The organism is Methylobrevis pamukkalensis (genome assembly GCF_001720135.1).
GTDB classification, from domain to species: Bacteria; Pseudomonadota; Alphaproteobacteria; order Rhizobiales; family Pleomorphomonadaceae; genus Methylobrevis; species Methylobrevis pamukkalensis.
Genome location: NZ_MCRJ01000021.1, coordinates 19,645 through 43,056 on the forward strand (window position 1 = coordinate 19,645; position 23,412 = coordinate 43,056).

The 23,412-nt window shown below is 68.4% G+C and carries 20 protein-coding genes and 5 pseudogenes; 20 read left to right on the top strand and 5 right to left on the bottom strand.

What is annotated here, in order from left to right:
* The first annotated feature begins 33 nt into the window (after positions 1-33).
* The 10 genes and pseudogenes from A6302_RS05425 to A6302_RS25655 all read left to right on the top strand — a co-directional run.
* Entirely contained in the window at positions 34-753 is a 720-nt protein-coding gene (locus tag A6302_RS05425) for an AzlC family ABC transporter permease (protein ID WP_069306192.1), read from the top strand.
* Positions 750-1,049 carry an AzlD family protein gene (locus A6302_RS05430; protein WP_069306193.1) on the top strand — a complete coding sequence of 100 codons (300 nt, stop codon included), beginning with the start codon at positions 750-752 and terminating at the stop codon, positions 1,047-1,049. Before A6302_RS05425 ends, A6302_RS05430 begins: the two co-directional genes overlap by 4 nt.
* 230 nt (positions 1,050-1,279) lie before the next feature.
* Positions 1,280-2,083, top strand: a complete 804-nt coding sequence (locus A6302_RS05435; RefSeq protein ID WP_069306212.1) for a UDP-2,3-diacylglucosamine diphosphatase — start codon at positions 1,280-1,282, stop codon at positions 2,081-2,083.
* Positions 2,080-3,114, top strand: a complete 1,035-nt coding sequence (locus A6302_RS05440) for a glycosyltransferase family 4 protein (protein WP_069306194.1) — start codon at positions 2,080-2,082, stop codon at positions 3,112-3,114. The genes A6302_RS05435 and A6302_RS05440 overlap by 4 nt, the downstream gene beginning before the upstream one ends.
* 45 nt (positions 3,115-3,159) lie before the next feature.
* Positions 3,160-4,125, top strand: coding sequence for a threonine ammonia-lyase (locus A6302_RS05445; RefSeq protein ID WP_069306195.1), 966 nt, complete (start codon positions 3,160-3,162; stop codon positions 4,123-4,125).
* 154 nt (positions 4,126-4,279) lie between these two features.
* The gene (locus A6302_RS05450) at positions 4,280-6,295 is read left to right on the top strand and encodes a methyl-accepting chemotaxis protein (RefSeq protein ID WP_141703425.1); all 2,016 of its coding nucleotides are present in this window, start codon (positions 4,280-4,282) and stop codon (positions 6,293-6,295) included.
* Positions 6,296-6,384: 89 nt separating this feature from the next.
* Positions 6,385-6,921, top strand: a complete 537-nt coding sequence (locus A6302_RS05455; RefSeq protein ID WP_069306197.1) for a sigma-70 family RNA polymerase sigma factor — start codon at positions 6,385-6,387, stop codon at positions 6,919-6,921.
* Positions 6,911-7,672, top strand: a complete 762-nt coding sequence (locus tag A6302_RS05460; protein ID WP_069306198.1) for an anti-sigma factor family protein — start codon at positions 6,911-6,913, stop codon at positions 7,670-7,672. The genes A6302_RS05455 and A6302_RS05460 overlap by 11 nt, the downstream gene beginning before the upstream one ends.
* Positions 7,673-7,691: 19 nt before the next feature.
* Positions 7,692-8,416: pseudogene (locus A6302_RS05465) on the top strand (Bax inhibitor-1/YccA family protein).
* Between the two features lie 60 nt (positions 8,417-8,476).
* Positions 8,477-8,890 (top strand): annotated as a pseudogene (locus A6302_RS25655) (DUF2076 domain-containing protein); the annotation flags it as partial.
* A 245-nt stretch (positions 8,891-9,135) separates the two neighbouring features.
* On the opposite strand, the gene A6302_RS05475 reads toward A6302_RS25655, so the two are convergent.
* From A6302_RS05475 to dgcN, 4 genes and pseudogenes are all read right to left on the bottom strand, one after another.
* The gene (locus A6302_RS05475) at positions 9,136-9,543 is read right to left on the bottom strand and encodes a hypothetical protein (protein ID WP_069306200.1); all 408 of its coding nucleotides are present in this window, start codon (positions 9,541-9,543) and stop codon (positions 9,136-9,138) included.
* A complete protein-coding gene (locus A6302_RS05480; protein WP_069306201.1) occupies positions 9,486-10,451 on the bottom strand; it encodes a hypothetical protein in 966 nt (321 codons plus the stop codon). Before A6302_RS05480 ends, A6302_RS05475 begins: the two co-directional genes overlap by 58 nt.
* Positions 10,452-10,792: 341 nt before the next feature.
* Positions 10,793-11,772: pseudogene (gene dgcA, locus A6302_RS05485) on the bottom strand (N-acetyl-D-Glu racemase DgcA).
* Positions 11,772-12,785 (bottom strand): N-acetyltransferase DgcN, encoded by a 1,014-nt coding sequence (dgcN, locus tag A6302_RS05490; RefSeq protein WP_069306202.1) that lies wholly within the window; start codon positions 12,783-12,785, stop codon positions 11,772-11,774. The pseudogene dgcA and the gene dgcN overlap by 1 nt, the downstream one beginning before the upstream one ends.
* Before the next feature lie 425 nt (positions 12,786-13,210).
* Here dgcN and A6302_RS21980 point away from each other — a divergent pair, with 425 nt between their 5' ends.
* The 10 genes and pseudogenes from A6302_RS21980 to A6302_RS05535 all read left to right on the top strand — a co-directional run bounded on the left by A6302_RS21980 (position 13,211) and on the right by A6302_RS05535 (position 22,441).
* Positions 13,211-13,582, top strand: coding sequence for a hypothetical protein (locus tag A6302_RS21980; protein ID WP_141703426.1), 372 nt, complete (start codon positions 13,211-13,213; stop codon positions 13,580-13,582).
* A 136-nt stretch (positions 13,583-13,718) separates the two neighbouring features.
* Positions 13,719-13,934, top strand: a complete 216-nt coding sequence (locus A6302_RS05495) for a hypothetical protein (RefSeq protein WP_069306203.1) — start codon at positions 13,719-13,721, stop codon at positions 13,932-13,934.
* Entirely contained in the window at positions 13,931-15,376 is a 1,446-nt protein-coding gene (locus tag A6302_RS05500; protein ID WP_069306204.1) for a TolC family protein, read from the top strand. Before A6302_RS05495 ends, A6302_RS05500 begins: the two co-directional genes overlap by 4 nt.
* A gap of 14 nt (positions 15,377-15,390) precedes the next feature.
* Positions 15,391-16,783: pseudogene (locus A6302_RS25185) on the top strand (multicopper oxidase family protein).
* A gap of 63 nt (positions 16,784-16,846) precedes the next feature.
* Positions 16,847-17,317, top strand: coding sequence for a cupredoxin domain-containing protein (locus A6302_RS05510; RefSeq protein ID WP_069306205.1), 471 nt, complete (start codon positions 16,847-16,849; stop codon positions 17,315-17,317).
* Between the two features lie 35 nt (positions 17,318-17,352).
* Positions 17,353-17,628, top strand: coding sequence for a copper-binding protein (locus A6302_RS05515; protein WP_069306206.1), 276 nt, complete (start codon positions 17,353-17,355; stop codon positions 17,626-17,628).
* A 310-nt stretch (positions 17,629-17,938) separates the two neighbouring features.
* Complete coding sequence (locus A6302_RS05520) at positions 17,939-19,093, top strand: ABC transporter permease (RefSeq protein WP_069306207.1); 1,155 nt, start codon at positions 17,939-17,941, stop codon at positions 19,091-19,093.
* 5 nt (positions 19,094-19,098) lie between these two features.
* Positions 19,099-19,959: an ABC transporter ATP-binding protein gene (locus tag A6302_RS05525; RefSeq protein WP_083255547.1), complete on the top strand. Its 861-nt coding sequence runs from the start codon at positions 19,099-19,101 to the stop codon at positions 19,957-19,959.
* Positions 19,959-21,620 (top strand): MlaD family protein, encoded by a 1,662-nt coding sequence (locus tag A6302_RS05530; RefSeq protein WP_069306208.1) that lies wholly within the window; start codon positions 19,959-19,961, stop codon positions 21,618-21,620. Before A6302_RS05525 ends, A6302_RS05530 begins: the two co-directional genes overlap by 1 nt.
* A gap of 113 nt (positions 21,621-21,733) precedes the next feature.
* Positions 21,734-22,441 carry an ABC-type transport auxiliary lipoprotein family protein gene (locus A6302_RS05535; protein WP_083255548.1) on the top strand — a complete coding sequence of 236 codons (708 nt, stop codon included), beginning with the start codon at positions 21,734-21,736 and terminating at the stop codon, positions 22,439-22,441.
* Between the two features lie 522 nt (positions 22,442-22,963).
* Here A6302_RS05535 and A6302_RS24165 read toward each other — a convergent pair.
* Positions 22,964-23,412, bottom strand: a pseudogene (locus A6302_RS24165) (hypothetical protein); the annotation flags it as partial.

Here is a 23,412-nt window from a genome sequence, read left to right on the forward strand (position 1 = left end):
AAGGGCATCGACCCAACGACCCGGATCCCGCCGATGACCGAGACTGCCCTGCCTGCCCGCCACATCGGCGACTTTCGTGCCGGGGTGATCGCGATCCTGCCGCTCGTCGTCGCCGTCATTCCCTTCGCGCTGATCCTCGGGGCCAACGGCGTGGCGCGCGGCCTGTCCGTGTCCGAGGTGGTGCTGATGAGCGCGCTGGTGTTTGCCGGCAGTTCGCAGTTCCTCGCCATCGACCTCTGGACCCATCCGGCGCCGGCCCTGTCGCTGGGCGCGACCGCGCTGCTGATCAACCTGCGCCATGTGCTGATGGGGGCCTCGCTGTCAGGCAAGCTGGACCGGTTTTCATCCGGTGGCAGGCTGCTGGCCGTGTTCTTCATGGCCGACGAGATCTGGGCGCTGGCCGAGCGTCGTGCGCTCGACCGGCCGCTGACGCCCGCCTTCTATGCCGGGCTCGCCGTGCCGCTCTATCTCAACTGGGTGCTGCTGACGGGGCTTGGCGCCGCGCTTGGCGGTCTTGTCGACGATCCGGCCGCCTTCGGCTTCGACTTTGCCTTCACCGCCGTCTTCATCGGCCTTGTCGCCGGCTTCTGGAAGGGGCGGCAGAGCCTTGCCGTCGCGGCCGCCAGCGCGGCGGGGGCCATTGCGGTGCATGCGCTGGTGGAGGGCGCGTGGTTCGTGATCGCCGGCGCGCTGGCCGGTGTCACGGTCGCCGCCCTCACCGCCGGTCCCGACAAGGTGGAGGCACGGCCATGACCTTCGATCCCGCGACGCTCTCCGCCATCCTCGCCATGGCGCTTGCCACGTACCTCACGCGCGTCGGTGGCCTCTGGCTCGCCGGCCGCATTCCCTCGTCCGGCCGTGTCCGCGCCGCGCTCGATGCCCTGCCGATCGCGGTCCTTGTCGCGGTGATCGCCCCCAGCGCCACCGCCGGCCCGGCCGAGATCGTTGCGGCGCTGGTTGCGATCCTCGCGGTCCGGCGGCTGCCGCTGCTCGCCGTCGTCGTCCTCGCGGTCGCGTGCGTGGTGGCGCTGCGGGCGCTGGGCGGCTGATCCCGGCGCAGCCAATGCGCCGTGACAAATCAAGGACAAGGCCTGTCATAAATCTGAGACTGGAATCGCATTACATGCCCTCATCTTGATCGACCCTCGGTTCCGCAGTCGTCGACCGGACAAGGCGTGAAGAGGCGCATCGATCGCAAGCATCGCGTGGTCATGTCGTCCTCCGGATGTCTTGTCCTGCGGTCGCGAACGGGAAGCCGACGGCTCCGATGGAAAGCGGCATGACGACGTCTCAGGAAGCGCGGCACTACCGGGCAATCTTTCTGTCCGACATCCACCTCGGCACCCGGGGCTGCCAGGCGGATCTTCTCCTCGACTTCATGCGCCTGCATGACGCCGAGACGATCTATCTCGTCGGCGACATCATCGACGGCTGGCGGCTGAAGCGCGCCTGGTACTGGAGCCAGGCCCACAACGACGTGGTGCAGAAGCTGCTGCGCAAGGGCCGCAAGGGCGCGCGCATCATCTACCTGCCGGGCAATCACGACGAGTTCCTGCGCGACTATGTCGGCACCCATTTCGGCGGCGTGGAGGTCGTCGACACGGCGATCCACGAGACCGCCGACGGCCGCCGCCTGCTGATCATCCACGGCGACCAGTTCGACGTCGTGGTGCGCCACGCCAAGTGGCTCGCCTTCCTCGGCGACTGGGCCTATGTCAGCGCGCTCAATCTCAACACGGTGCTGAACACCATCCGCCGCAAGCTGGGCTTTCCCTACTGGTCGCTGTCGGCCTGGGCCAAGCTCAAGGTGAAGAACGCGGTCAACTTCATCGGCGCCTTCGAGCAGGCGCTGTCGGGCGAGGCGCGGCGGCTGGGGGCCGACGGCGTGGTCTGCGGCCACATCCACCACGCCGCCATCCGCGACATCGACGGCATCCAGTATCTCAACACCGGCGACTGGGTAGAAAGCTGCACGGCGCTGGTCGAGCATCACGACGGCCGGCTGGAGATCATCCGCTGGACGCGGATCACCGAGACCGTGCCGCTGCTGGCGGCGCCAGCTTCGGCGCAGGCGGCCGCATGACACGGATCACGATCGTCACCGATGCCTGGCACCCGCAGGTCAACGGCGTGGTGAGATCGATCGAGCGCACCAATGCCGAACTTGAGCGCATGGGCGTCACCGTGACCATGCTGACGCCACTGGCCTTCAGGACCATCCCGTGTCCGACCTACCCGGAAATCCGGCTGTCGCTGACGCTGCCGGGGCGCTTTGCCCGGGAGATCGCCAAGGGCCAGCCGTCCTACGTCCACATCGCCACCGAGGGGCCGCTCGGCATCTATGCCTGCCGCTGGTGCCGCAAGACCGGCACTCCCTACACGACGAGCTACCACACCCGCTTTCCCGAATATGTCTCGGCGCGGCTGCCGATCCCGCAAAGCTGGCTCTATGCCCTGATGCGGCGGTTTCACAACAGCAGCGAAGGCTGCATGGTGGCGACCGACAGCCTCGCCCGCGATCTCAGGGCGCGGGGCTTCCGCAACCTGATGCGCTGGTCGCGCGGGATCGACGCCGAGCTGTTCCGCCCGCGGCCCGACAGCATCCTCGACCTGCCGCGCCCGATCTTCATGAATGTCGGCCGCGTCTCGGTGGAAAAGAATCTGGCCGCCTTTCTCGACCTCGACCTGCCCGGCACCAAGGTGGTCGTCGGCGACGGGCCGATGCTGGAGGCGATGCGGCGCCGCTATCCGGACGTCGTGTTCACCGGCGCGAAATTCGGCGAGGAACTCGCCCGCCACTATGCGGCCGCCGACGTCTTCGTCTTCCCGAGCCGCACCGACACCTTCGGCAACGTGCTGCTCGAAGCGCTCGCCTCCGGCCTGCCGGTCGCGGCCTTTCCGGTGATGGGGCCGGCCGACATCATCGGCGACCATCCGGTCGGCGTCCTCGACGAGGACCTGCGCAAGGCCGCGCTCGGCGCCCTCGGCGTGTCCCGCGAAGCCTGCCGCCGCCATGCGCTGACCTATTCCTGGGCGGCGAGCGCCCGGCAGTTCCTGACCAACATCCGCCTTGCCAACGGCGAGGACGTCGGGCAACCCTTGGCCGCCATCTGACCGGCGGGGCGGCGCCCGCTGCCCGACCGTTGCGGAGTGCCTGCCTTGGATCTGCCCGTCTTTGCCGACATCGAGGCCGCCGCCCGCCGCATCGCCGCCGAGGCGGTCGTGACCCCGCTGCTGCGTGTGTTCGACCGGACCGACGGGCGGCTGTTCGTCAAGGCCGAGTGCCTGCAGCGCACCGGCTCGTTCAAGTTCCGCGGCGCCTTCAACCGCCTGTCGATGATCCCGCAGGACCGGCGCGCGGCCGGCGTCGTCGCCTGTTCGTCGGGCAACCACGCCCAGGGCGTTGCGGCGGCGGCGAAGATCCTCGGCATGCCCGCGGTGATCGTGATGCCGTCCGACGCCCCGGCGGTGAAGGTCGCCAACACCCGCGGCTATGGCGCGGAGGTGGTGCTCTACGACCGCCTGACCGACGACCGCGAGGCGATCGCCCGGGCGATCGAGACCGAACGCGGGTCCACCTTCGTCCACCCCTTCGACGATCCGGGCGTGATGGCCGGCCAGGGCACGGCAGGGCTGGAACTCTGCCGCCAGCTTGCCGAGATCGGCCTCGTGCCGGATGCGGTGGTGGTCAACGCCAGCGGCGGCGGTCTCACCGCCGGCATCGCCACGGCGCTCGAGACGCTGGCCCCTGACTGCGCACTCCACACCGCCGAGCCGGCCGGCTTCGACGACCACGCCCGCTCGATCGCGGCCGGCGAACGGGTCGGCAACACCGCGCGCGGCGGCTCGATCTGCGACGCGCTGCTGGCCGACCGCCCCGGCATCGGCACCTTCGCGATCAACAGCCGGCGCGTTCACTCCGGCGTCAGCGTGTCGGACGAGGAGGCGCTGGACGCCGTCGCCTTTGCCGCGCGGCGGCTGAAGCTTGTCGCCGAGCCGGGCGGGGCGGTGGCGCTCGCCGCCGTGCTCACCGGCAAGATCGACCTTGCCGGACGGACCGTGGTGGTGCTGCTCACCGGCGGGAATGTCGACGACGCGATGCTGACCGCCGCGCTCGCCCGCTGACGCCCGCATGGGGGCTCGGCCGGCTTCAGATTTATTTAATCGATTTGACGAAGAGTTTTCCGCAGAGAAGCCCGCCGCGCGCCTCCGTGGGGAGGTGAGCGCCTTCGACGCCGGCTGGCCGTCGGACCCCCTGCCGGGCCTCGCCAGGAGTGACATGACCTCTTTCATCGCGAACCGCCCCATCGGCACCAAGATCATCGCCGGCTTTGCCGTCGTCCTCCTGCTGATGGTGGCTGGCGCGGGCGCAACGCGACTGGCCTTCGACGGTTTTGCCGCGGCCTTCGAGGCACAGCGGCAGCGGGCGGCCGAGATGGATGCCGCCCGTGAGGTCGGGCTCTACTTCCAGGACCTGAGGGGCCGGATCACCAGCTACATCCAGACCGGCGACGCCGAGATGAAGTCGGAGACCGACAGCCTGCTGTGGAGTGCGCAGGACGTGCTCGACCGCAGTCTGGAGGCCGTGCGCGACGACGGACGCCGCGCGCTGATCGCCGGCATCGCCGAGAATTTCATGAGCTACAGCGGCGAGTGGATGAGCGTCGCCGCGCTGAAGGAAGACCAGGTCGAACTTGCCGCCGCGCTCGGCCCCGCCGGAACCAAGCTGCGGATGGACGTGCAGTTTCTCGCCAGCACGCTGGAGAAGTCGGGCCGGCCGGAGCTGCTGCCGATCGCGGCCAAGGCGATGGAGCAGGCGACCAATGCGCAGCTTGCCGCGATGCGGCTCGGGGGTGCCGACGATGCGGCGGCGCTCGCCGAGGCCGATGCCGGGGTGAACGGCCTCGCGATGCGGCTGAAGCTCGTCACCAAGGCGCTGCCGGGTGGCCAGGAGGCCGGGCAGGTCGACAAGATCCTCGCCGCCGCGGGCCGCTATCAGGAGAGCTATCGGCGTGCCGCCGAACTGTCCGCCGAACTCGACCAGCGGGTTGCCGGGGCCCTTGCGGAGCGCGGCACGACCATCGCCAGCCTTGTCGACCGGATCCGCGAGTCGGCGGCGGCGGATGTCGCCACGGCCGCCGAGGAAACCCGGGTGATGATCACGCGCACCAACGAGGGTCTGATCGGCGGCGCCGTGCTGGCGCTGCTGCTCGGCACCGGCCTTGCCCTGCTGATCGGCCGCTCGATCTCCCGTCCGGTGGTGGCCCTGTCGCAGGCGATGCAGCAGATCGCCGACGGCGATCTCGAGACGCAGGTGCCGGGCGAGGGCCGGCGCGACGAGGTCGGCCGCATGGCCGGCACGCTGCGCACCTTCAAGGACGGCCTGGCCGAGAGCGCCGCGATGCGCCGCCGCCAGGAGGAAACCGCGCATGCCGCCGAAGAGGATCGCCGCCGCGAGATGGCCCGCCTTGCCGCCACCTTCGAGGACACTGTCGGCGGCATCGCCCACATGCTCGCCGCGTCCGCCACCCAGCTCCAGTCCTCGGCCTCGGTGATGTCGGCCTCGTCGGAAGAGGTGACGGCGCAGTCGTCGGCGGTGGCAGAGGCGTCCGGCACCGCCTCGGCCAACGTCGGCACCGTGGCCGCCGCCGCCGAGGAACTCTCGTCGTCGATCTCGGAGATCGCCCGGCAGGTGGCCGAGCAGTCGAGCGTGGCGGTCGAGGCCGTGCAGCAGGCCGAGCGGACGGCCGCCAAGGTGCGCGATCTCGCGGACGCAGCGCAGAAGATCGGCATGGTGGTCGAGCTCATCAACACGATCGCCGCCCAGACCAACCTGCTCGCCCTCAACGCCACGATCGAGGCGGCCCGGGCCGGCGAGGCGGGCAAGGGCTTTGCGGTGGTGGCGGCCGAGGTCAAGCAGCTCGCCGAGCAGACCGCGCGGGCGACCTCGGAAATCGCCACGCAGGTGGCCGGCATCCAGACCTCGACCGAGGAATCGACCGCCGCCATTGCGGCCATCACCGCGGTCATCGGCCGGATGAATTCGGTGTCGGAGGCCATCTCGGATGCGGTCGACCAGCAGGGTCAGGCGACGCAGGAAATCGCCAGCAGCGTCGACCAGGCCGCGATGGGGACGTCGGCGGTCTCGGCCAACATCGACCTCGTCAACGTGGCGGCGGTGAAGTCCGCCGATGCGGCGGCCCAGGTGCTGACGGCCTCCAACGCCCTTGCCGACCAGTCGCGGCGGCTGCAGAGCGAACTCGACGGCTTCCTCGACACGATCCGGGCGGCCTGAGGCCGGCTCCGGGACAGGGATTTTTCGGCGGCAGCATTTTTTCTCGCGGGCCGAGGGATTACATCACCTCCGACACGCGTATACGGGACATGAAGCTGCCGAAGCCGGTCGATCTGACACTCCACACCGAAGCGATGCTGCGCTATGCGCGGACGCTTGCGCGCGGCGATCATGCCGCCGCGGAGGACATGGTCGGCGATGCGCTGGTGCGGGCGCTGGAGGCCGAAGCGACCTTCCGCCAGGGCGGAAACCTGCGCGGCTGGCTGCTGTCCATCCTCCACAACACCTTCGTCTCGGCCCGGCGCCGCGCGGCGTCCGAGCAGCGCCGCCGCGAGGGCCTTGCTGCCGTCGGCGAGGCCAGCATGCCGCCGCCGCAGGAAGGACGCGTGCGCCTGTCGCAGCTCGCCGAGGCCTTCGAGCGCCTGCCGGACGAGCAGCGCCAGGTGCTGCATCTCGTCGCCGTGGAGGGGCTCGCCTATCAGGACGCCGCCGACATCCTCGGCATTCCGGTCGGCACGCTGATGTCCCGGCTTGGCCGGGCCCGCGCGGCGCTGCGTCGCTGGGAAGAGGGCGGAGGGGCCGTCCGGCCGTCACTCAGGATCGTGGGAGGAACCGATGGAGGATAGACGCCCCGTCACCGACGACGATCTCCATGCCTATGTCGACGACCAGCTCGATCCCGCCCGCCGGCTGGACGTGGAGGAATATCTCGCCTCCCGTCCGGAGAAGGCCGCCGAGGTGATGGCCGATCTGGCCCGCCGCGACGGGTTGCGCGAGATGTTCGGCGGTCCGGTCGAGGTTCCCCCGGCGCTCCGGTCGAAGGCCGCCGCCGTCGAGGCGGGGATCGTCAGCCGCTCCACGCGCCGCCGCTTCGGGCGGGTCGCGGCTGCCGCCGTGCTCGTCGCGTCCGGCTGGCTCGCCCATGCGGCCGTCTGGGCACCGTCGACGAGCATCGCCGCGGCGCCGCCGCCGTCCTTCGTGGAGGATGCGACCCACGCCTACCGCACCGCGCTCCTGCGCTCGCAGCTGAAGTCGCAGCCCGATGTCTCGGACTTCGACCGGCAGGAGCTGGTGCTCGGCACCGGGATCGAACTGCCGGCCTTTCCCGACGACTGGAAAGTCCGCGACATCCAGGTGTTTCCGGCCCGGGAGGGCCATTCGATCGAGGTCGCGCTCGACACGCCCGACCATGGGCCCCTGTTCCTGTTCGCCGCCTCCGTCGCCCGCTTCGATGTTGCCGCGCCGTCCGCCACCCCCACCGAGGCGGGCAATTCCGTCTACTGGCAGGTCGGCAACAGCGCCTATGTTCTGTCCGGCACCCTGCCGGAACAGGTGATCGCGCGGGAAGCCGTGCTTCTCGCGACCAGCTTCAACTGACCACGGTCAAGGAGAGATCATGATCGATCGCAATTCTGCCTATTCCCCACGTTCAGGGTTCGGCCGTGCCGTCGGCGCCGAATTCGACGAGGGCCTGCGCCGCCACATGCTGCGCGTCTACAACTACATGGGCCTCGGCCTTGCCATCACCGGCATCGTGGCGATGATCGTCGCCTCGCAGCCGGCGATCTACGTGCCGATCTTCTCCACCCCGCTGAAGTGGGTGGTGATGCTGGCCCGCTCGCCTTCGTGTTCTTCTTCTCGTTCCGCTTCGAGCAGATGTCGACCTCGACGGCCATGACCATGTTCTGGCTGTTCAGCGCGATCATGGGTCTGTCGATGGCGTCGGTGTTCCTGGTGTTCACCGGGGCGTCGATCGCGCGCACCTTCTTCATCACCGCCTCGATGTTCGGCGCCGTCAGCCTCTACGGCTACACGACCAAGGCCGACCTCTCGAAGATGGGCTCGTTCCTGATGATGGGCCTGATCGGCCTGATCATCGCCAGCGTCGTGAACATTTTCCTCGGTTCGAGCGCTCTCCAGTTTGCGATCTCGGCGATCGGCGTGCTGGTGTTCACCGGCCTCACCGCCTGGGACACCCAGCGCATCAAGGAGACCTATGCGGAGCACTACGGCGAGGACGCCAACCAGAAGATCGCGGTCTTCAGCGCCCTGTCGCTCTACCTGAACTTCATCAACCTCTTCCAGATGCTGCTCTACTTCACCGGGCAGCGCGAGGAGTGAGACTTCGACGCCGGCGGGTGGCCTGCGCCGTCCGCGGCCGGCTTTCCAGGGAGACACTGAATGAACACCGAGGAACAGACCGTCATCCGCGAGCTGTTCGGCAAGCTGGAGCAGGTCGAGCGCAACGCGCCGCCCCGCGATCCGGAAGCCGAGCGTTTCATCCGCGAGCAGATCGGGGCCAATCCGGGCGCGCCCTACTACATGGCCCAGACCATCGTGGTGCAGGAACAGGCGCTCGAGCAGGCCCAGCAGCGCATCCGCGAGCTCGAGGAGAGCGTGGCGCAGCGTGAGGAAAGCCGGGGCGGCCTGTTCGGCGGCCTCTTCGGCGGCGGTTCGCGTTCATCCGTGCCGCAGGCCGGCGCCGCGCGGCGTGCGGGCAGCGTTCCGATGGCGGGCGCGCGCGGCGGCATGGGCGGTGGCGGCTTCCTCGCCGGTGCCGCGCAGACGGCCATGGGCGTCGCCGGCGGCGTGATCCTCGGCAACATGCTGATGGGTGCCTTCGGCGGTGACGAGGCCAATGCGGCCGAACCGGCCGCCGAGGATGCCGGTGCCGAGGCCGACGCGGGCGCATGGACGACGGCGGCTTCGATTTCGAGATGTGAAAGCCCGTCCACGCGATGGGCGGCTGCGACACCGGACCGGCATGGGCAACCATGCCGGTCTTTTTCGTCACGCAACCGGCATGACGAGGCGCAGCGGATTGGCGGCGAGTCCCGCGCTCAGGCGAACAGGGCGAAACGCTCGTTCATGGAGAGGGCCGAAAGGGCATCGCCCTCGTCGGCCGCTGCGGGATCCGGCCGATCGTGCCGGGTGTCCTCGATGAAGGCGGCCAGATCCGGATCCTCGGCGTCGCTCTCGGCGTCCGCCGGCGCGGCGGCGACGGCGACCTCGACGGCGTCGGCCGCGAAGGTGTCCGTCTCGTCGGGCTCGGCGTCGAACGCGTCCGGCCCGTCCGCTTCGGAGGAGACCCCCAGCTTGTCCGCCTGGACTTCGCCGGTCACGACCTCGGTGAATTCGGCCTCGGAAGGGGCGGCGGCGACGATCTTCTCGTCGGCGCCTTCCACGTCCGTCATCTCGATGGCGGGGATCCCGATCTCGTCCGGCTCGATGGCGTCGAAGTCGAGCATTTCGGCAAGAACGGCAGCATCGGCCGTGGCGGGCTCGAAGACCTCTCGTCCTCGTCGGTTTCCGGTGCGATCGCGTCGAAGTCGAGGCTGTCGGCCAGCGCGGCGCCGTCGTCCTCGGTGTCGATCGCGTCGAAGGTCATGTCGTCGGCGGCGCTTGCAGCGTCGTTGGCGCCGTAGAGCGAAAGGTCGTCGCTGGCCAGCATGCCGTCGATATCGCTCTGGTCGATGCCGAGACCGTCAAGCTGCGGCCCGTTGAGCAGATGCGCGTCCGGCCGCGTGTCCATGGGATTGGCGGTCGAGGCGCCGCGCGACGGGCGCGTCTCGCCTTCCTCCATGCCCCAGATGTCGATCATCGCGTCGATGCGGCTTTCCAGGTAGCGCAGCACGTGCACGACCTTGTGGGTGCGCTGGCCGGTGAGATCCTGGAAGGAGCAGGCGGTGTAGATCGTGGTGGTGAGCGTCTCGACCGCCTCGCAGATTTCCTCGTCGATCTTGGCCTCGCGCATGGTCCAGGCGATTTCCTGGATCTTCTCGGCGGCCTCGAGGATATCGGAGGTGGCGCGCTCGGTCTGCGAGACGATGGCATCGAGTTCGTCGGAGGCCTGGTTGAAGCGGCTGCCGTTCGCATCCTCGAACTTGATCTCGGCGATTTCGGCCTTGGTCCGCTCGATCGCGTCCTTCATCTCGCCGATGTCGAGGCGGATGCGGTCGATGTCCGGACGACGCTCGCGGTGGAGCATCCGCTCCAGCTTGCCGATAGCGCCGAGCACCTCGATCGTGTCGGCGGCGCGGTGGCGGCGGGCATATTCAGCCAGAAACCAGCGTCCCCGCTCGGTTTCCATCACCGCGTTCTCGATGGCCTCGAAATCCTGTTCGCGGAGGGGCGAGGGAAGCTGCGTCTGGGTCATGGTTGCCGGCAAGGCCCCGTGGTGTGCGTCTCGTGTTCCTGATCGGCACGGCAGCCGGCGGTCACCCGCCGCCCGCCCTCACCAAGACCGCCCGTCCTGACGGGCCACTGCCTCGATCCCGACTGTCGAACCGGCCGACAACATAGCGACTGATTCCTTTCGGACAGTTTATGGACCGGCAGGAATCGTGGCAACTCGCATATCCGGTTGTCCCGGATTGTCGCGCGCGGCCATCTTCTTCGCGCCCGGCCGCCTTCGCAGGCGCAATACTGGACGGGTACTTCCGGTTGGTCATGGTGGGCGGAGGATTCGATGCCGCGGCGAACCGGGCTCTACTCGGCTCACGCCCAGATGCGCGGATCCGGCGGCAGGATCGTCGAGCCCTCGAAGACGAGGCCGGGGGTGCGGTCGCGCGCCAGCAGCAGCGGACCGTCGAGATCGACATGGGCGGCCTCGCCCGCGATCAGCAGGGCGGGGGCCATCGCCAGCGACGTGGCGAGCATGCAGCCGACCATGATGTCGAGGCCGGCGGCGCGGGCGGCGCTTGCCATCTCCAGCGCCTCGGTGAGGCCGCCGGTCTTGTCGAGCTTGATGTTGACCGCGTCGTAGAGCCGGGCAAGGCGGGGAATGTCGGCTGCGGTGTGGGCGCTCTCGTCGGCGCAGACCGGCACGGAGCGCGGCAGGTCGATCAGCATGTCGTCGCTCGCCTGCGGCAGGGGCTGCTCGATCAGGGAGACCCGGTGGCGCGCGCAGGCGGCCATGCGGTCGGCAAAGCTCGCCGGCGTCCAGCCTTCGTTGGCATCGACGATCAGCCGGGCGTTCGGCGCACCGGCGCGCACGGCGCCAAGCCGTTCGTCATCCCCGTCGCCGCCAAGCTTGATCTTGAGCAGGGGCCTCGCCGCGTTGGCGGCGGCGGCCGCGTGCATCTTCTCCGGCGTGTCGAGGCTGAGCGTATAGGCGGTCACCACCGGGCCCGGCTCCGGCAGGCCGGCCAGCGTCGCGGCCGAAACACCGGCAAGGCGGGCCTCCAGCGCGAACAGTGCGCAGTCGAGCGCGTTGCGCGCGGCGCCGGCCGGCATGGCGGCGCGCAGCGCGGTCCGGTCGAGGCCGGCGCCACGGCCGGGGCCATGGCGGCAAGGTCGGCCGCGACCCGTTCCACCGTCTCGCCATAGCGCGCATAGGGCACGCATTCACCGCGCCCCTCCACGGTGCCCTCGGTGACGGTGGCGACCACCACCACCGCCTCGGTCTTGGAGCCGCGGGCGATGGTGAAGGTGCCGGCAATCGGCCAGCGTTCGACCGCGACGGACAGCGTACGCATCAGACCGGGAACTCCGTCTGGAGCCGATCGACGATCGGACCGACGCCGAAGCGCACCGGGTCGCTCGCCGGCAGGCCGAAGTCTTCCTCGGTTTCGGCAAGCAGCGTCCGGGCCTCGTCCTCGCTGATCATCGCGGCGGTGTTGATGGCGATGCCGACGCAGCGGATGTTCGGGTTGGTCAGCCGTCCGAGGGCGCGGGTCATGTCGATCACCTCGCCGATGGTCGGCAGCGGATGACCGACCCCGCGCATGGTGGTGCGGGTCGGCTCGTGGCAGACGACGAAGGCGTCGGGCTGGGCGCCGTGCAGCAGACCGAGGGTGACGCCGGCAAACGACGGGTGGAACAGCGAGCCCTGGCCCTCGACCACGTCCCAGTGGTCGGCCTGGTTGTCGGGCGTCAGCCACTCCACAGCGCCGGAGATGAAGTCCGACACGACGGCGTCGATGGCGACGCCGCGCCCGGAAATGAACACGCCGGTCTGGCCGGTGGCACGGAACTCGGCGTTGAAGCCGCGCAGCCGCATCTCGGCCTCAAGCGCGAGCGCGGTGTATTTCTTGCCGACCGAACAATCCGTGCCGACCGTCAGCAGCCGTCGGCCGGTGCGGCGGGTGCCCTTGCCGGTGGCGAAGCGTTCGGTGCTGTGTCGCACGTCGTGGAGGCGGACCCCGCGGCGTTCGGCGGCGTCCCTGATCGCCGGCACGTCGGCAAGGCGCATGTGCAGGCCACTCGCCACGTCGAGCCCGGCCTCGATCGCGGCAACGATGCTGGCGACCCAATGATCGGGCAACACGCCGCCGGCGTTGACGACGCCGACGACGAAGGTCTTCGCGCCCGCCGCGACGGCCTCCTCGATCGTCATCTCCGGCAGTTTCGCGTCGGCGCCGCAGCCCGGCAGCCGCATCTGGCCGACGCACCAGTCGCGGCGCCAGTCGACAATACCAAGGCCGGTCTTGGCAGCGAGGGCATCCGGCACGTCGCCGAGAAACAGCAGATAGGGTCGGGCGATATCCATGGAAACGGCGGCCTCGCAGGCTGCGGCGGCGCCGGTCGCCGCCTCGTGCGGCGGCAGTATTGGCGGCAATGGCGGGGCGGCGCAAGGCCGCACGCGAGACCCGCCATGGCTCTGAAACCGGGTTCATGAACGTGTCCCGAAAATTTGTGGCGTGCAGCTTGATTTCAGGCGGCTTGGTTCTTCGGAACTTGAAACTTCGTATGTCTTCGATGGCTTTCAGGACGTTGAAGTGCCGGACTGTGGCCGTATTGGCTGGGACGTGCCCTTATCCGGATCGTACGCGATCCTTGCCGGGCGTGATGCCGAGGAGCCAGCGGAGACTGTGAACCGGCGTCACGTTGTGACCGCCGAAGCCCACGTCAACCGGCGTTCAGAGCCGCGACGGCCGTTGCATCTCCCGTGCTTCTTTGGCATAAGCTTCGTACATGTACAAACTCGTCCGCCTCTATACGACTTTGCTCGTCGCCGCGTTCTTCGCGGTGTCGTCGGTTGCATGGGCGGCTTCCGGCTCCTCGATGCAGGCACCAATTGCCTTTGCGTCTGCGGACCACGATGACCACCATTCTTCGGATGCGGAAACCGTTTGTGTCGACGCCGTCGTCTGCTCTGACATGGCGGACCATGGTCACGACGCGGACTCCACGTGCTGCGCCTTCGCTTGCCAGGTCGTCGCGGTCCTCGCCTGTAGCGCGGCCTTGAACTCGGGAACTCAGCCTCGGCTGCACGATGTGGTCGATCCCACAGTTCTCCTTGGTGCGGTGCCGGTCGGCCCCGAGCGTCCGCCAAGAACGGCCTGACGCCTCCCGTCGGCGGAGCTCTGCCGATACCATCACCAACTGACCGCGTCCGCCGATCGCGTGCGATGCCTTCGGGCCTGCGTGCTGGTCGCCGCCCTTCGCGGTGTGACAAATCCCTCCTCCCCACGAGGATTTCATGAAGTTTCCAATCGTGGTGGCAGCCGCCGCCATGCTGTCCGCCTGCGCGGCCGAGCCGCCGGGTGACGCGGCGCTCGCCGTCGCCAATCCGCTCACCCCCGTTCCGCCCGTCGGCGCCGTTGCGGTGATGGCGGGGACCGTCGATCACCGGCCCGTTGACCCGCGTCCGTGGGCTGACGTCAACGAGCGCGTGGCGCCGGGAGGGGACGAATGATCCCCGGCCCGGCATCCCGCAGGATCCTCCCGAGCCTGGCGGCGACGCTGTTGCTCGGCGCCTGCGTCGCCTTCACGCCTGACGGGAGCATGGCCCCGGTGGCAAGCCGCGTGTCGCTCGAACTGGGGAAAGACACCGTCAAGATCACGTCTGCCGCCGACGAGATCGGCGTCGGCCATCGCGTCCAGGCCCTTCTCGCCAAGCCGCTGACGGCGGACGCGGCCGTCCAAGTCGCTCTCCTCAACAACCGCGGTCTGCAAGCCGAGTACAACGCGCTCGGCATCTCCGAAGCGGACTATGTCGCCGCCACGCTGCCACCGATCAACCCGGCCCTTTCGGTGGAGCGGGCGCTGACGGAGTGGGAGTTCGGCATCGAGCGGAGCCTTGCCGTAGAGCTCGTCCAACTCGCCTACTGGCCAAAGCGCAAGGCGATTGCGGCCACGAGCTTCGAGGCCGCGCAATACCGTGCGATCGAGGCGACCTTCCGGACAGCGGCCGATACGCGGCGGGCCTTCTACGAGGCGGTCGGCGCTCGGCAGCGGGTGGGCTTCCTGGGGAGGGCGCGCCAGACGGCGTCGCTCGCTGCCGAACTCACCATCAAGCTTGGAGAGACCGGGGCTGCGACCCGTGGCGCCCAGGCCCGTGCGAGCGCCTTCTACGCCGAAGTCTCGGCCGAGCTCGCCCAGGCCCGCCTCGACGCCGACCGGGCGCGGGAGGCGCTGACGCGTCGGATGGGCCTGTGGGGAACCGCGGCGGCAGACTTCAAGCTACCGTCCAGCCTGCCGAAGCTGCCGAAGCTCCGCACCGTCGCCGAGGTCGAGGCCGATGCGGTCCGCAGGCGCGTTGACCTGATCGCGGCCCGGCTGGAACTGGACGCCACCGCCAAGGAACTCGGCCTCACCAACGCCACCCGCTTCGTCTCGGTGCTGGATCTCACCGGGACGGGCACGACCGATTGGGTGCGGCATGACGGCAAGACCGAGCGGGAGGAGGCGGGTTCGCTCGAACTGCATCTCGAAATCCCGGTTTGGGATTTCGGCGAGACCGGACGCCGTCGTGCGGTGGAGACCTACATGCAATCGGCCAACCGTTTCGTCGAACTGGCGGTCAACGTCCGCTCCGAGGCGCGCGAGGCCTACCGCACCTATCGGGCCACCCACGACATCACCCGGCAGTACCAGAACCGGGTGATCCCGCTGCGCAACCTGATCGAGGAGGAGTCTCTCCTCGAATACAACGGCATGCTGATCGACGTCCTCGACCTTCTCGACACCGAGCGGGAGACCATCGACAGCAACGTCGCGGCCATAGAGGCCAAGCGCAACTTCTTCATCGCTGAGGTTGACTTCCAGGCCGCGCTGATCGGCGGCGGTGGAAGCGGCGGCGGCGCCGGGGCGGAGACCGGCGGCGCGGCCGCCGTCGCCGAGGCCGGCGGACACTGAAAGGAGACGAGACCATGACCGTATCCCGCAGATCCTTCATCGGAGCCTCAGGCGCGGCCGCCCTCGTCGGCGCGGGCGCGTTTCCGGGCGCGTCCAGGCCGCCTCGATCCCCGAGGCCCCCACCATGGCCGAGCCCACCATGCAGCCGCCGCTCGTGCCGACCACCGGGCCGGATTACAACCCCGTGGTGACGCTCAACGGCTGGACGCTGCCCTGGCGCATGAATGGCGACTGGAAGGAATTCCACCTCGTCGCCGAGCCCGTCGTCCGCGAAATGGCTCCGGGCATGGTCGCCCATCTCTGGGGCTACAACGGCCAGTCACCGGGGCCGACCATCGAGGCGGTGGAAGGCGACAAGGTCCGCATTTTCGTCACCAACAAGCTGCCGGAGCACACAACCATCCACTGGCACGGTCAGTTGTTGCCATCCGGTATGGATGGCGTCGGCGGCCTCACACAGCCGCATATCAAGCCTGGAAAAACCTTCGTTTACGAGTTCGTTCTGCAGAAGAGCGGGACCTTCATGTACCACCCGCATGCGGACGAGATGGTCCAGATGGCCATGGGTATGATGGGCTTCTTCGTCGTGCACCCGAAGGATCCGGCCTTCCGCCGGGTCGACCGCGACTTCGTGTTCCTGATGAGCGCCTACGATATCGAGCCCGGCGCCTACGTACCGCGGGTCGCGGAAATGACCGACTTCAACCTCTGGACATGGAACAGCCGCGTCTTCCCCGGGATAGATCATCTCTCTGCGCCAAGGGTGACAAGGTCCGGATCCGCTTCGGCAACCTGACCATGACCAACCACCCGATCCACATGCACGGCTATGACTTCAAGGTGTCGTGTACGGATGGCGGCTGGGTGCCGGAGGCGGCGGCCTGGCCGGAGGTGACCGTCGATTGCGCAGTCGGCCAGATGCGTGCTTTCGACTTCGTCGCTGACAAGCCGGGCGACTGGGCGATCCACTGTCACAAATCGCACCACACCATGAACGCCATGGGGCACGAACTCTCCAACTACATCGGCGTGGACAAGCGCGAGATTGCCAAGCGCATTCAAGCGCTCGTGCCCGACTACATGGCCATGGGCACGGCGGGGATGGCCGACATGGGCGAGATGGAGATGCCGCTCCCCGACAACACGCTGCCGATGATGACGGGCTTCGCCCAGTTCGGCCCCGTCGAGATGGGCGGCATGTTTTCGGTGGTGAAGGTCCGCGAGGGTCTTGCCGCCGGCGACTACAAGGACCCCGGCTGGTACGAACACCCGCCCGGGACCGTGTCCTACGAATGGACGGGCGAGAGCCAGAATGCGGTGCTCGCCCCCTCCGACCCGGTGAAGTCGACGGACGCGGAGGTGCGGGTCGTCAAACCCGGGGCCTCGGCTCACGACGGCCACCACTGATCGCCTCCCCATCGACTTTTGAGGGCTGAAAAGCTCCTTGATCATCAACAGGATAGGATTCTCATGAGACTGACTGTTGCCTTTGCCGCCTTCGCCCTTGCCGCGTCGGCCGCTTTCGCGGCCGGAACGGGCCATACCCACGACGACGAGTTCGCCTTCGGTCAGCCTGGCGACCCGGCCAAGGCGAAGCGCACCATCGAGATCGCCATGGGCGAGACGGCCGATGGCGCCATGATCTTCGAGCCGCGCGACATCACCGTGAAGCGCGGCGAGACCGTCCGGCTGAAGCTCGTCAACAAGGGCGAGATGGACCACGAGTTGGTGCTCGCCACCCGCGAAGAGAACGACAAGCACGCCCTCGAGATGATGAAGAACCCCGACATGGAGCATGACGACCCGAACGGCCGGCGGCTCGCGCCCGGAGCCCGCGACGAGATCGTCTGGCACTTCGACAAGGCCGGCACCTTCGACTTCGCCTGCCTGATCCCCGGCCACCGTGACGCCGGAATGCACGGCTCGGTCGTCGTCGACTGAGCCTTCCCGACACGCTCCCAGAAAGGACAAATCCCATGAAGACGCTGATCCTGGCCCTTGCTCTCGCCGCCTTGTCGGCCACCTCGGCCTTCGCCGAACCCGTGTCCGGCGAGATCAAGAAGATCAATGAATCCGCCGGCAAGATCACCATCAAGCACGCGCCGATCCCGAACCTGGACATGGACGCCATGACAATGGTGTTCCGTGTCGCTGACCCGGCCTTCCTCAAGCAGGTGAAGGTCGGGGACAAGGTCAAGTTCGAGGCGGACCGGGTAAACGGCGCGATCACGGTGACCTCGATCACGAAGTAACGACATCGTATGGATCAGGAACGGCGGGCTGCCAGAGGGCGACCCGCCGCCGGGACGGTTGTGGGAGAGACGGCAGGAAACGCCGCAGGAAGGGCAGACTGTCCTCGCTTCGTTCGACGATTTCGGCGAAATCGGCGCAGGCCCCGATCGTGCCACACCAGAAACATCACCCCCCAATGCCGGATGGCAGTATTGCCCGCAGCGCACGCGCTTTTGACCCGACGATGCAAAAATGCAGCATTCGGGGCGGGACCGCTCGTGTATAGGATCACGATGGTAACCACTTGATCACGGAGCATGTGAATCGCGGATGGCGGACGAGACGGCCGAGAGGACAAGCACCGGCGAGGCTGACGTCGTCTCCGACGAGCGCCGCGGACTGCTGCGCCTGACCGGCGAGTGGACGATCGCGACTGCCGAGCGCCTCGAGCAACGTCTTGTCCAGGCGCTGCCGTCCGGGGCGGTCGGCGAATGCGTGATCGACGGCGAGGGGATCACCCGGCTCGACACCGCCGGCGCGTGGCTGATCGAGGCGACCCGGCGGCGCTATGTGGCCGGCGACACCCGTGTCGTCCTGCAGGGGTTCGATTCCCAGGCCGAAACGCTGCTGAAGACGGTCTCCAATCTCCTGAAGGAGCCGCTGCCGCGCGTGCGCGCCGAGCCGGTGCTCAAGCGCTTCATCGTCGCGGTCGGCCGGCAGGCCGTCGATCTCGGCCGCGATCTCGTCGCCATCACCAGCCTGTTCGGCGAATTCTGCGCGACGCTGGTGCAGATCGTCCTCCGCCGCCAGTCGATGCGCTGGCCGGCCCTGTTCACGCAGATCGACCGCGTCGGCCTCAAGGCGATCCCGATCATCGCGCTGATGAGCTTCCTGATCGGCATGATCATCGCCCAGCAGGGCGGCTTCTACCTGCGCACCTTCGGCGCCGAGGTCTATGTGATCGCCCTCGTGGGCGTGCTCGTCTGCCGCGAGATCGGCGTCCTGCTGACCTCGATCATGGTCGCCGGCCGGTCCGGCAGCGCCATGACCGCCGAGATCGGCTCGATGAAGATGCGCGAGGAGATCGACGCACTCACCGTGCTCGGCGTCTCGCCGACCGGCGTGCTGGTGGTGCCGCGCCTTGCGGCGCTGATCCTGACCCTGCCGCTGCTGACGCTGGTCTCCGACCTTGCGGCGCTGGCGGGCGCCTGGGTGGTGGTGGTCACCTACATCGGCCTGCCCTCCGACACCTTCTTCCAGCTCCTGCGGGAAGCCGTGACGATCGACTACGTGCTGATCGGCCTGTGCAAGGCGCCGGTGATGGCGGCCACCATCGGCCTTGTCGCCTGCGCGGAGGGCATGAAGGTGGCCGGCTCGGCCGAGTCGCTCGGCCTTCACACCACCATCTCGGTGGTGAAGGGGATCTTCGCGGTGATCGTCATGGACGGCATCTTTGCCATCGTGCTCGCGTCGCTGGAGATCTGACCCGCATGGCGTCGCCCACCGACACGGCCGAAGGCGCCCCGCGCGGACAGGAGAGGCCTGTTGCCGAGGAACATCGCCGCGGGGATGAGACTCGCGAGGCCGTGATCCGCGGCCGCGGGCTCACCGTCGGCTTCGGCGGCCCCCCGGTGCTGGAAAATCTCGACATCGACGTCTGGCGCGGCGAGATCCTCGGCGTCGTCGGCGGCTCGGGCACCGGCAAGTCCGTGCTGCTGCGCACGATCATTGGCCTCAACCGCCGCCAGGCAGGACGGGTGGAGATCTTCGACCAGGATCTCGACACGCTGACGCCGGCCGCGCGGCGGCGCATCGGCCAGCGCTGGGGCGTGCTGTTCCAGCAGGGCGCGCTGTTCTCCTCGCTGACCGTGCTGCAGAACGTGGCGGTGCCGATCCGCGAGCATCTGCGGCTCTCGGACACGCTGTCGGACGATCTCGCCCGCCTGAAGATCGAACTCGTCGGCCTGCCGGCCGAGGCGGCGACGAAATATCCCTCCGAACTGTCCGGCGGCATGATCAAGCGCGCGGCGCTCGCCCGGGCGCTGGCGCTCGACCCGGACATCGTGTTTCTCGACGAGCCCACCGCCGGCCTCGATCCGATCGGGGCGGCCAATTTCGACCTGCTGATCCGGCAGCTGCGCGATACGCTCGGGCTCACCGTGTTCATGGTGACCCACGACCTTGACAGCCTCGTCACCATGACCGACCGGATCGTGGTGCTCGGCAACAGGAAGGTGCTGGTCGACGGCACGTTCCGCGAACTGCGCGACGTGGACCATCCGTGGATCCAGGAGTATTTCAACGGCATCCGCGCGAGCCACTACGATCTCGACAAGATGGAGACCGCCTGATGGAGTCACGTGCCAACTATGCCGCGATCGGCGGGTCCGTGCTCGCCCTGGTCCTGATCGGCGTCCTGTTCATGCTGTGGCTGACCAATGCCGGCGAGCAGGCTCGCCGGGTCGACATGCGGGTGATCTTCAGCGGCGCGGTGACGGGGCTCGCCAACGGCTCGGCGGTGCTGTTCAACGGCATCCGCATCGGCGAGGTGCGCGACCTGTCGCTGGACGAGAACGACCCGAGCACGGTGATCGCGATCGTCAGCGTGGACCGCACCAAGCCGATCCGCACCGACACCAAGGCGGTACTGAGCTATCAGGGCTTCACCGGCATCGCCAATCTCGCGCTCGAGGGCGGGTCGCGCAACGCGCCGCTGCTGATCGACAGCGTCGGTCCGAACGACGGCCTGCCGACGATCCAGGCCGACATCTCGCCCTTCCAGGACATCGTCGAGAGCGCCCGCAACGTGCTCTTGCGCGCCGACAGCGCCATGGCGGCGATCGACGACTTCATCTCCGACAACGGCCCGGCCTTCGGCCGCACGGTGGACAATATCGAGACCTTCTCCAAGGCGCTGTCCGACAATTCCGAAGGCATCGGCGGCCTGCTCGCCAACGTGTCGGAGATGTCGAAGGCGATCGGCGAGGTATCGGTCAACCTGCGCGGCTCGGCCGTGCGCCTCGAAGAGATCCTGAACGCGATCGACCCGGCCGAAGTGACCTCGATCCTCGCCAATCTCGATTCGACCACCGAACGGCTCGACAGCGTGATGGCGCAGGCGACCAGCATCGCCGAGGGCATCAACCCCAAGGACATCACCGACGCCGTCAGCGGCGTGACCGCGGCGGCCAAGCGGCTCGACAGCCTGCTGGCCAGTGCCGACACGGTGGTGAAGGCGGTCAACCCCGAGGAGGTGGCGGCGCTTCTGGAAAGCGTGCGCTCGTCCAGCGACCGGATCGGCACGCTGAGCGCCGACACCTCGCGGCTGATCGCGGCGGTCGATCCGGGCAAGGTCGGCAGCATCGTCGATCAGATCGACACGGCGACCCGCGCGCTGGCCGACGCCTCCGTCGGCGTCGGGCCGATCGTCGCCACCGCCAAGGACGCGATGGAGCAGTTCGGCGCGGTGGCGAGCGCGGTGGAGCCCGACCGGGTGCGCCGCTCGATGGCCGACGTCAACGCCTTCACGGCCAAGCTCGCCGGCAGCGGCGACGAGATCGACGCGATCCTTGCCGACGTGAAATCGGCCTCCACCAGCCTGCGCGAGCTTGGCAACACCGTCGACCGCCGCCAGGGCGACGTCGACGCCGTGATCACCAATGCGCGCCAGCTGTCCGAACAGCTCAACGGCCTTGCCACCCGCGCCGACGGCATCCTCGTGAAGGTCAACGGCTATGTGGAAGGCGACGGGCAGGGGCTGGTCGCCGAGGCGACGGCGGCGGCCGCCTCGATCCGGCAGGTGGCCGACACGCTGAACCGGCAGATCGGCCCGATCACCAGCAATGTCGCGAAATTCTCCGACCGCGGCCTCGGCAGTCTGACCCAGCTGGCGATAGACGGCCAGAATGCGCTGGCGCGGCTCAACCGGGTGCTCGGCAGTGTCGAACGCGATCCGCAGCAGTTCATCTTCGGCTCCGACGGCGTGCCGGAATATGCGCCGAAGCGCCGCTGAGCGCCCGCGCGCGAAAAGCGGCGACTGTGGCCTTCGCGCGATGGTCACGGCCGCGGCGCACGGTTAACATGCCGCAAGACTTCGCGGATTTCTGACAGAACAGGTGGTTGTCGATGGGTGAACGCAGAGCGGGCAGGCGGATCGCGCCGGCCGGCAGGGCCGGGTCCGGCGAGGTTCGTTGCGGCCATGCCCGTTTCGCCGGGGCCCGTTTCGACGGGGGCCTGCGGCGGCTGGGTTCGGTCATGGCGCTGAGCCTGCTCGTGGCCGGCTGTTCCACGGTGATCGGCGGCTCGTCCAAGGCGCCGGCGATCTACGATCTCGGCACCCGCATCGACTTTGCCGGCCTGCCGCCGGGCAAGCGCACGGCCGCGCAGCTGCTGATCCCGAAGCCGGCGGCGATCCAGGCGATCGACACCCAGCGCATCGTCGTCAACCCGACCGCCACCGAGATTTCCTATTTCCCGGACGTGCAGTGGAGCGACGAGCTGCCCGAGCTGCTGCAGGTCAAGCTGGTGCGCGCCTTCGAGGACAGCGGCCGGGCGAAGGCGGTGGGCAGGCCGGGCGAGAGTCTCGCCATCGACTATCAGGTGGTGGTCGACATTCGCGATTTTGCCTTCGAGGTCGAGCCGTCGCCGGCGGCCAGCGTCATCCTCGGCGTCAAGCTGCTCGACGACACGTCGGGCAAGGTGGTGGCCACGAGGGTGTTCACCGTCCGCGCCCCCGCCGCCAACGACGCCGCCGCCTCGGTCGTCACCGCCTTCGACAGCGCCGCCTCGCAGGCGATCCGCGAAGTGGTGGTCTGGACCGTCGGGGTGATCTGAGGGGGAGGGGTGGCGCGGTGTTGTTGCAACCGCGTCAGTCCCGGCCTTGCCGCGGGGAAGCTTCCCAAAAGCCCGTTGGCGAGATCCATCGATGATTTCTGGAGCGGATCCCTCCGGACTGCGGATCATCCGCGACCTCTGCCTCTCTACCGTCTTCTGCCCCTCCACCGTCTTCGCCGGGCTTGACCCGGCGACCCAATGGCAGCACGTCATCCCCCGCCCTCTGATGGACGTACCCGTCGCATCAACCGGATGGCACTCCCCGCGGAGAGGCCATTGGGTTGCCGGGTCAAGGCCCGGCAATGACGGTGGAGGGGCTTTGCCCCGATCGTGCGTTCTGCTGTTCGAGGCGCGTTCCTTTGACGTCCGAGGCGTCTGACATCCTGTGGACCCTGCTCCCATGCAAAAGGCCGCGACATCCATCGATGCCGCGGCCTTTTGCATATCGTCCGTTGCCACCCGAAGTGTCGGCCGCCAAGGGGAAGAGCGAGGCCGGGGTTCACCGGCCTCTCTCGCCCGTCCTCACCCGAGCTTGCCGCTGGCGTGGGCGAGCATGGTGTAGACCTTGCCCGTGTCGGAGTTGAGGTAGGTCTGGACCGCCGCGCCCTCGTCATCCTCGCGCCGGCATCGTCCAGCAGCGACTTGAAGTAGGCGATGTAGCGGTCGACCGCGGTGCGGAACTCCGGATCGCGCTGATACTTGCGGCGGATCTCGTCGAAGGTCTGCTGGCCCTGCAGGGTGTAGAGCCGGCGGGTGAACACGCTGGTCTCGCCCTTGCGGTAGCGGTGCCAGAGGTCGGTGAAGGTGGCGTTGTCGATCGCCCGGGCGATGTCCACCGACAGCGAGTTCAGCGATTCCACCATATGCGCCGGGCTGCGCTGGGCATCCGACGTCTCCCGCGCGGGGGCGGGCGCGTCGTCGTCGGCGCCGGAGGCGCGGCGGAGCAGGTCGGCGATCCAGCCGCGCTCGCC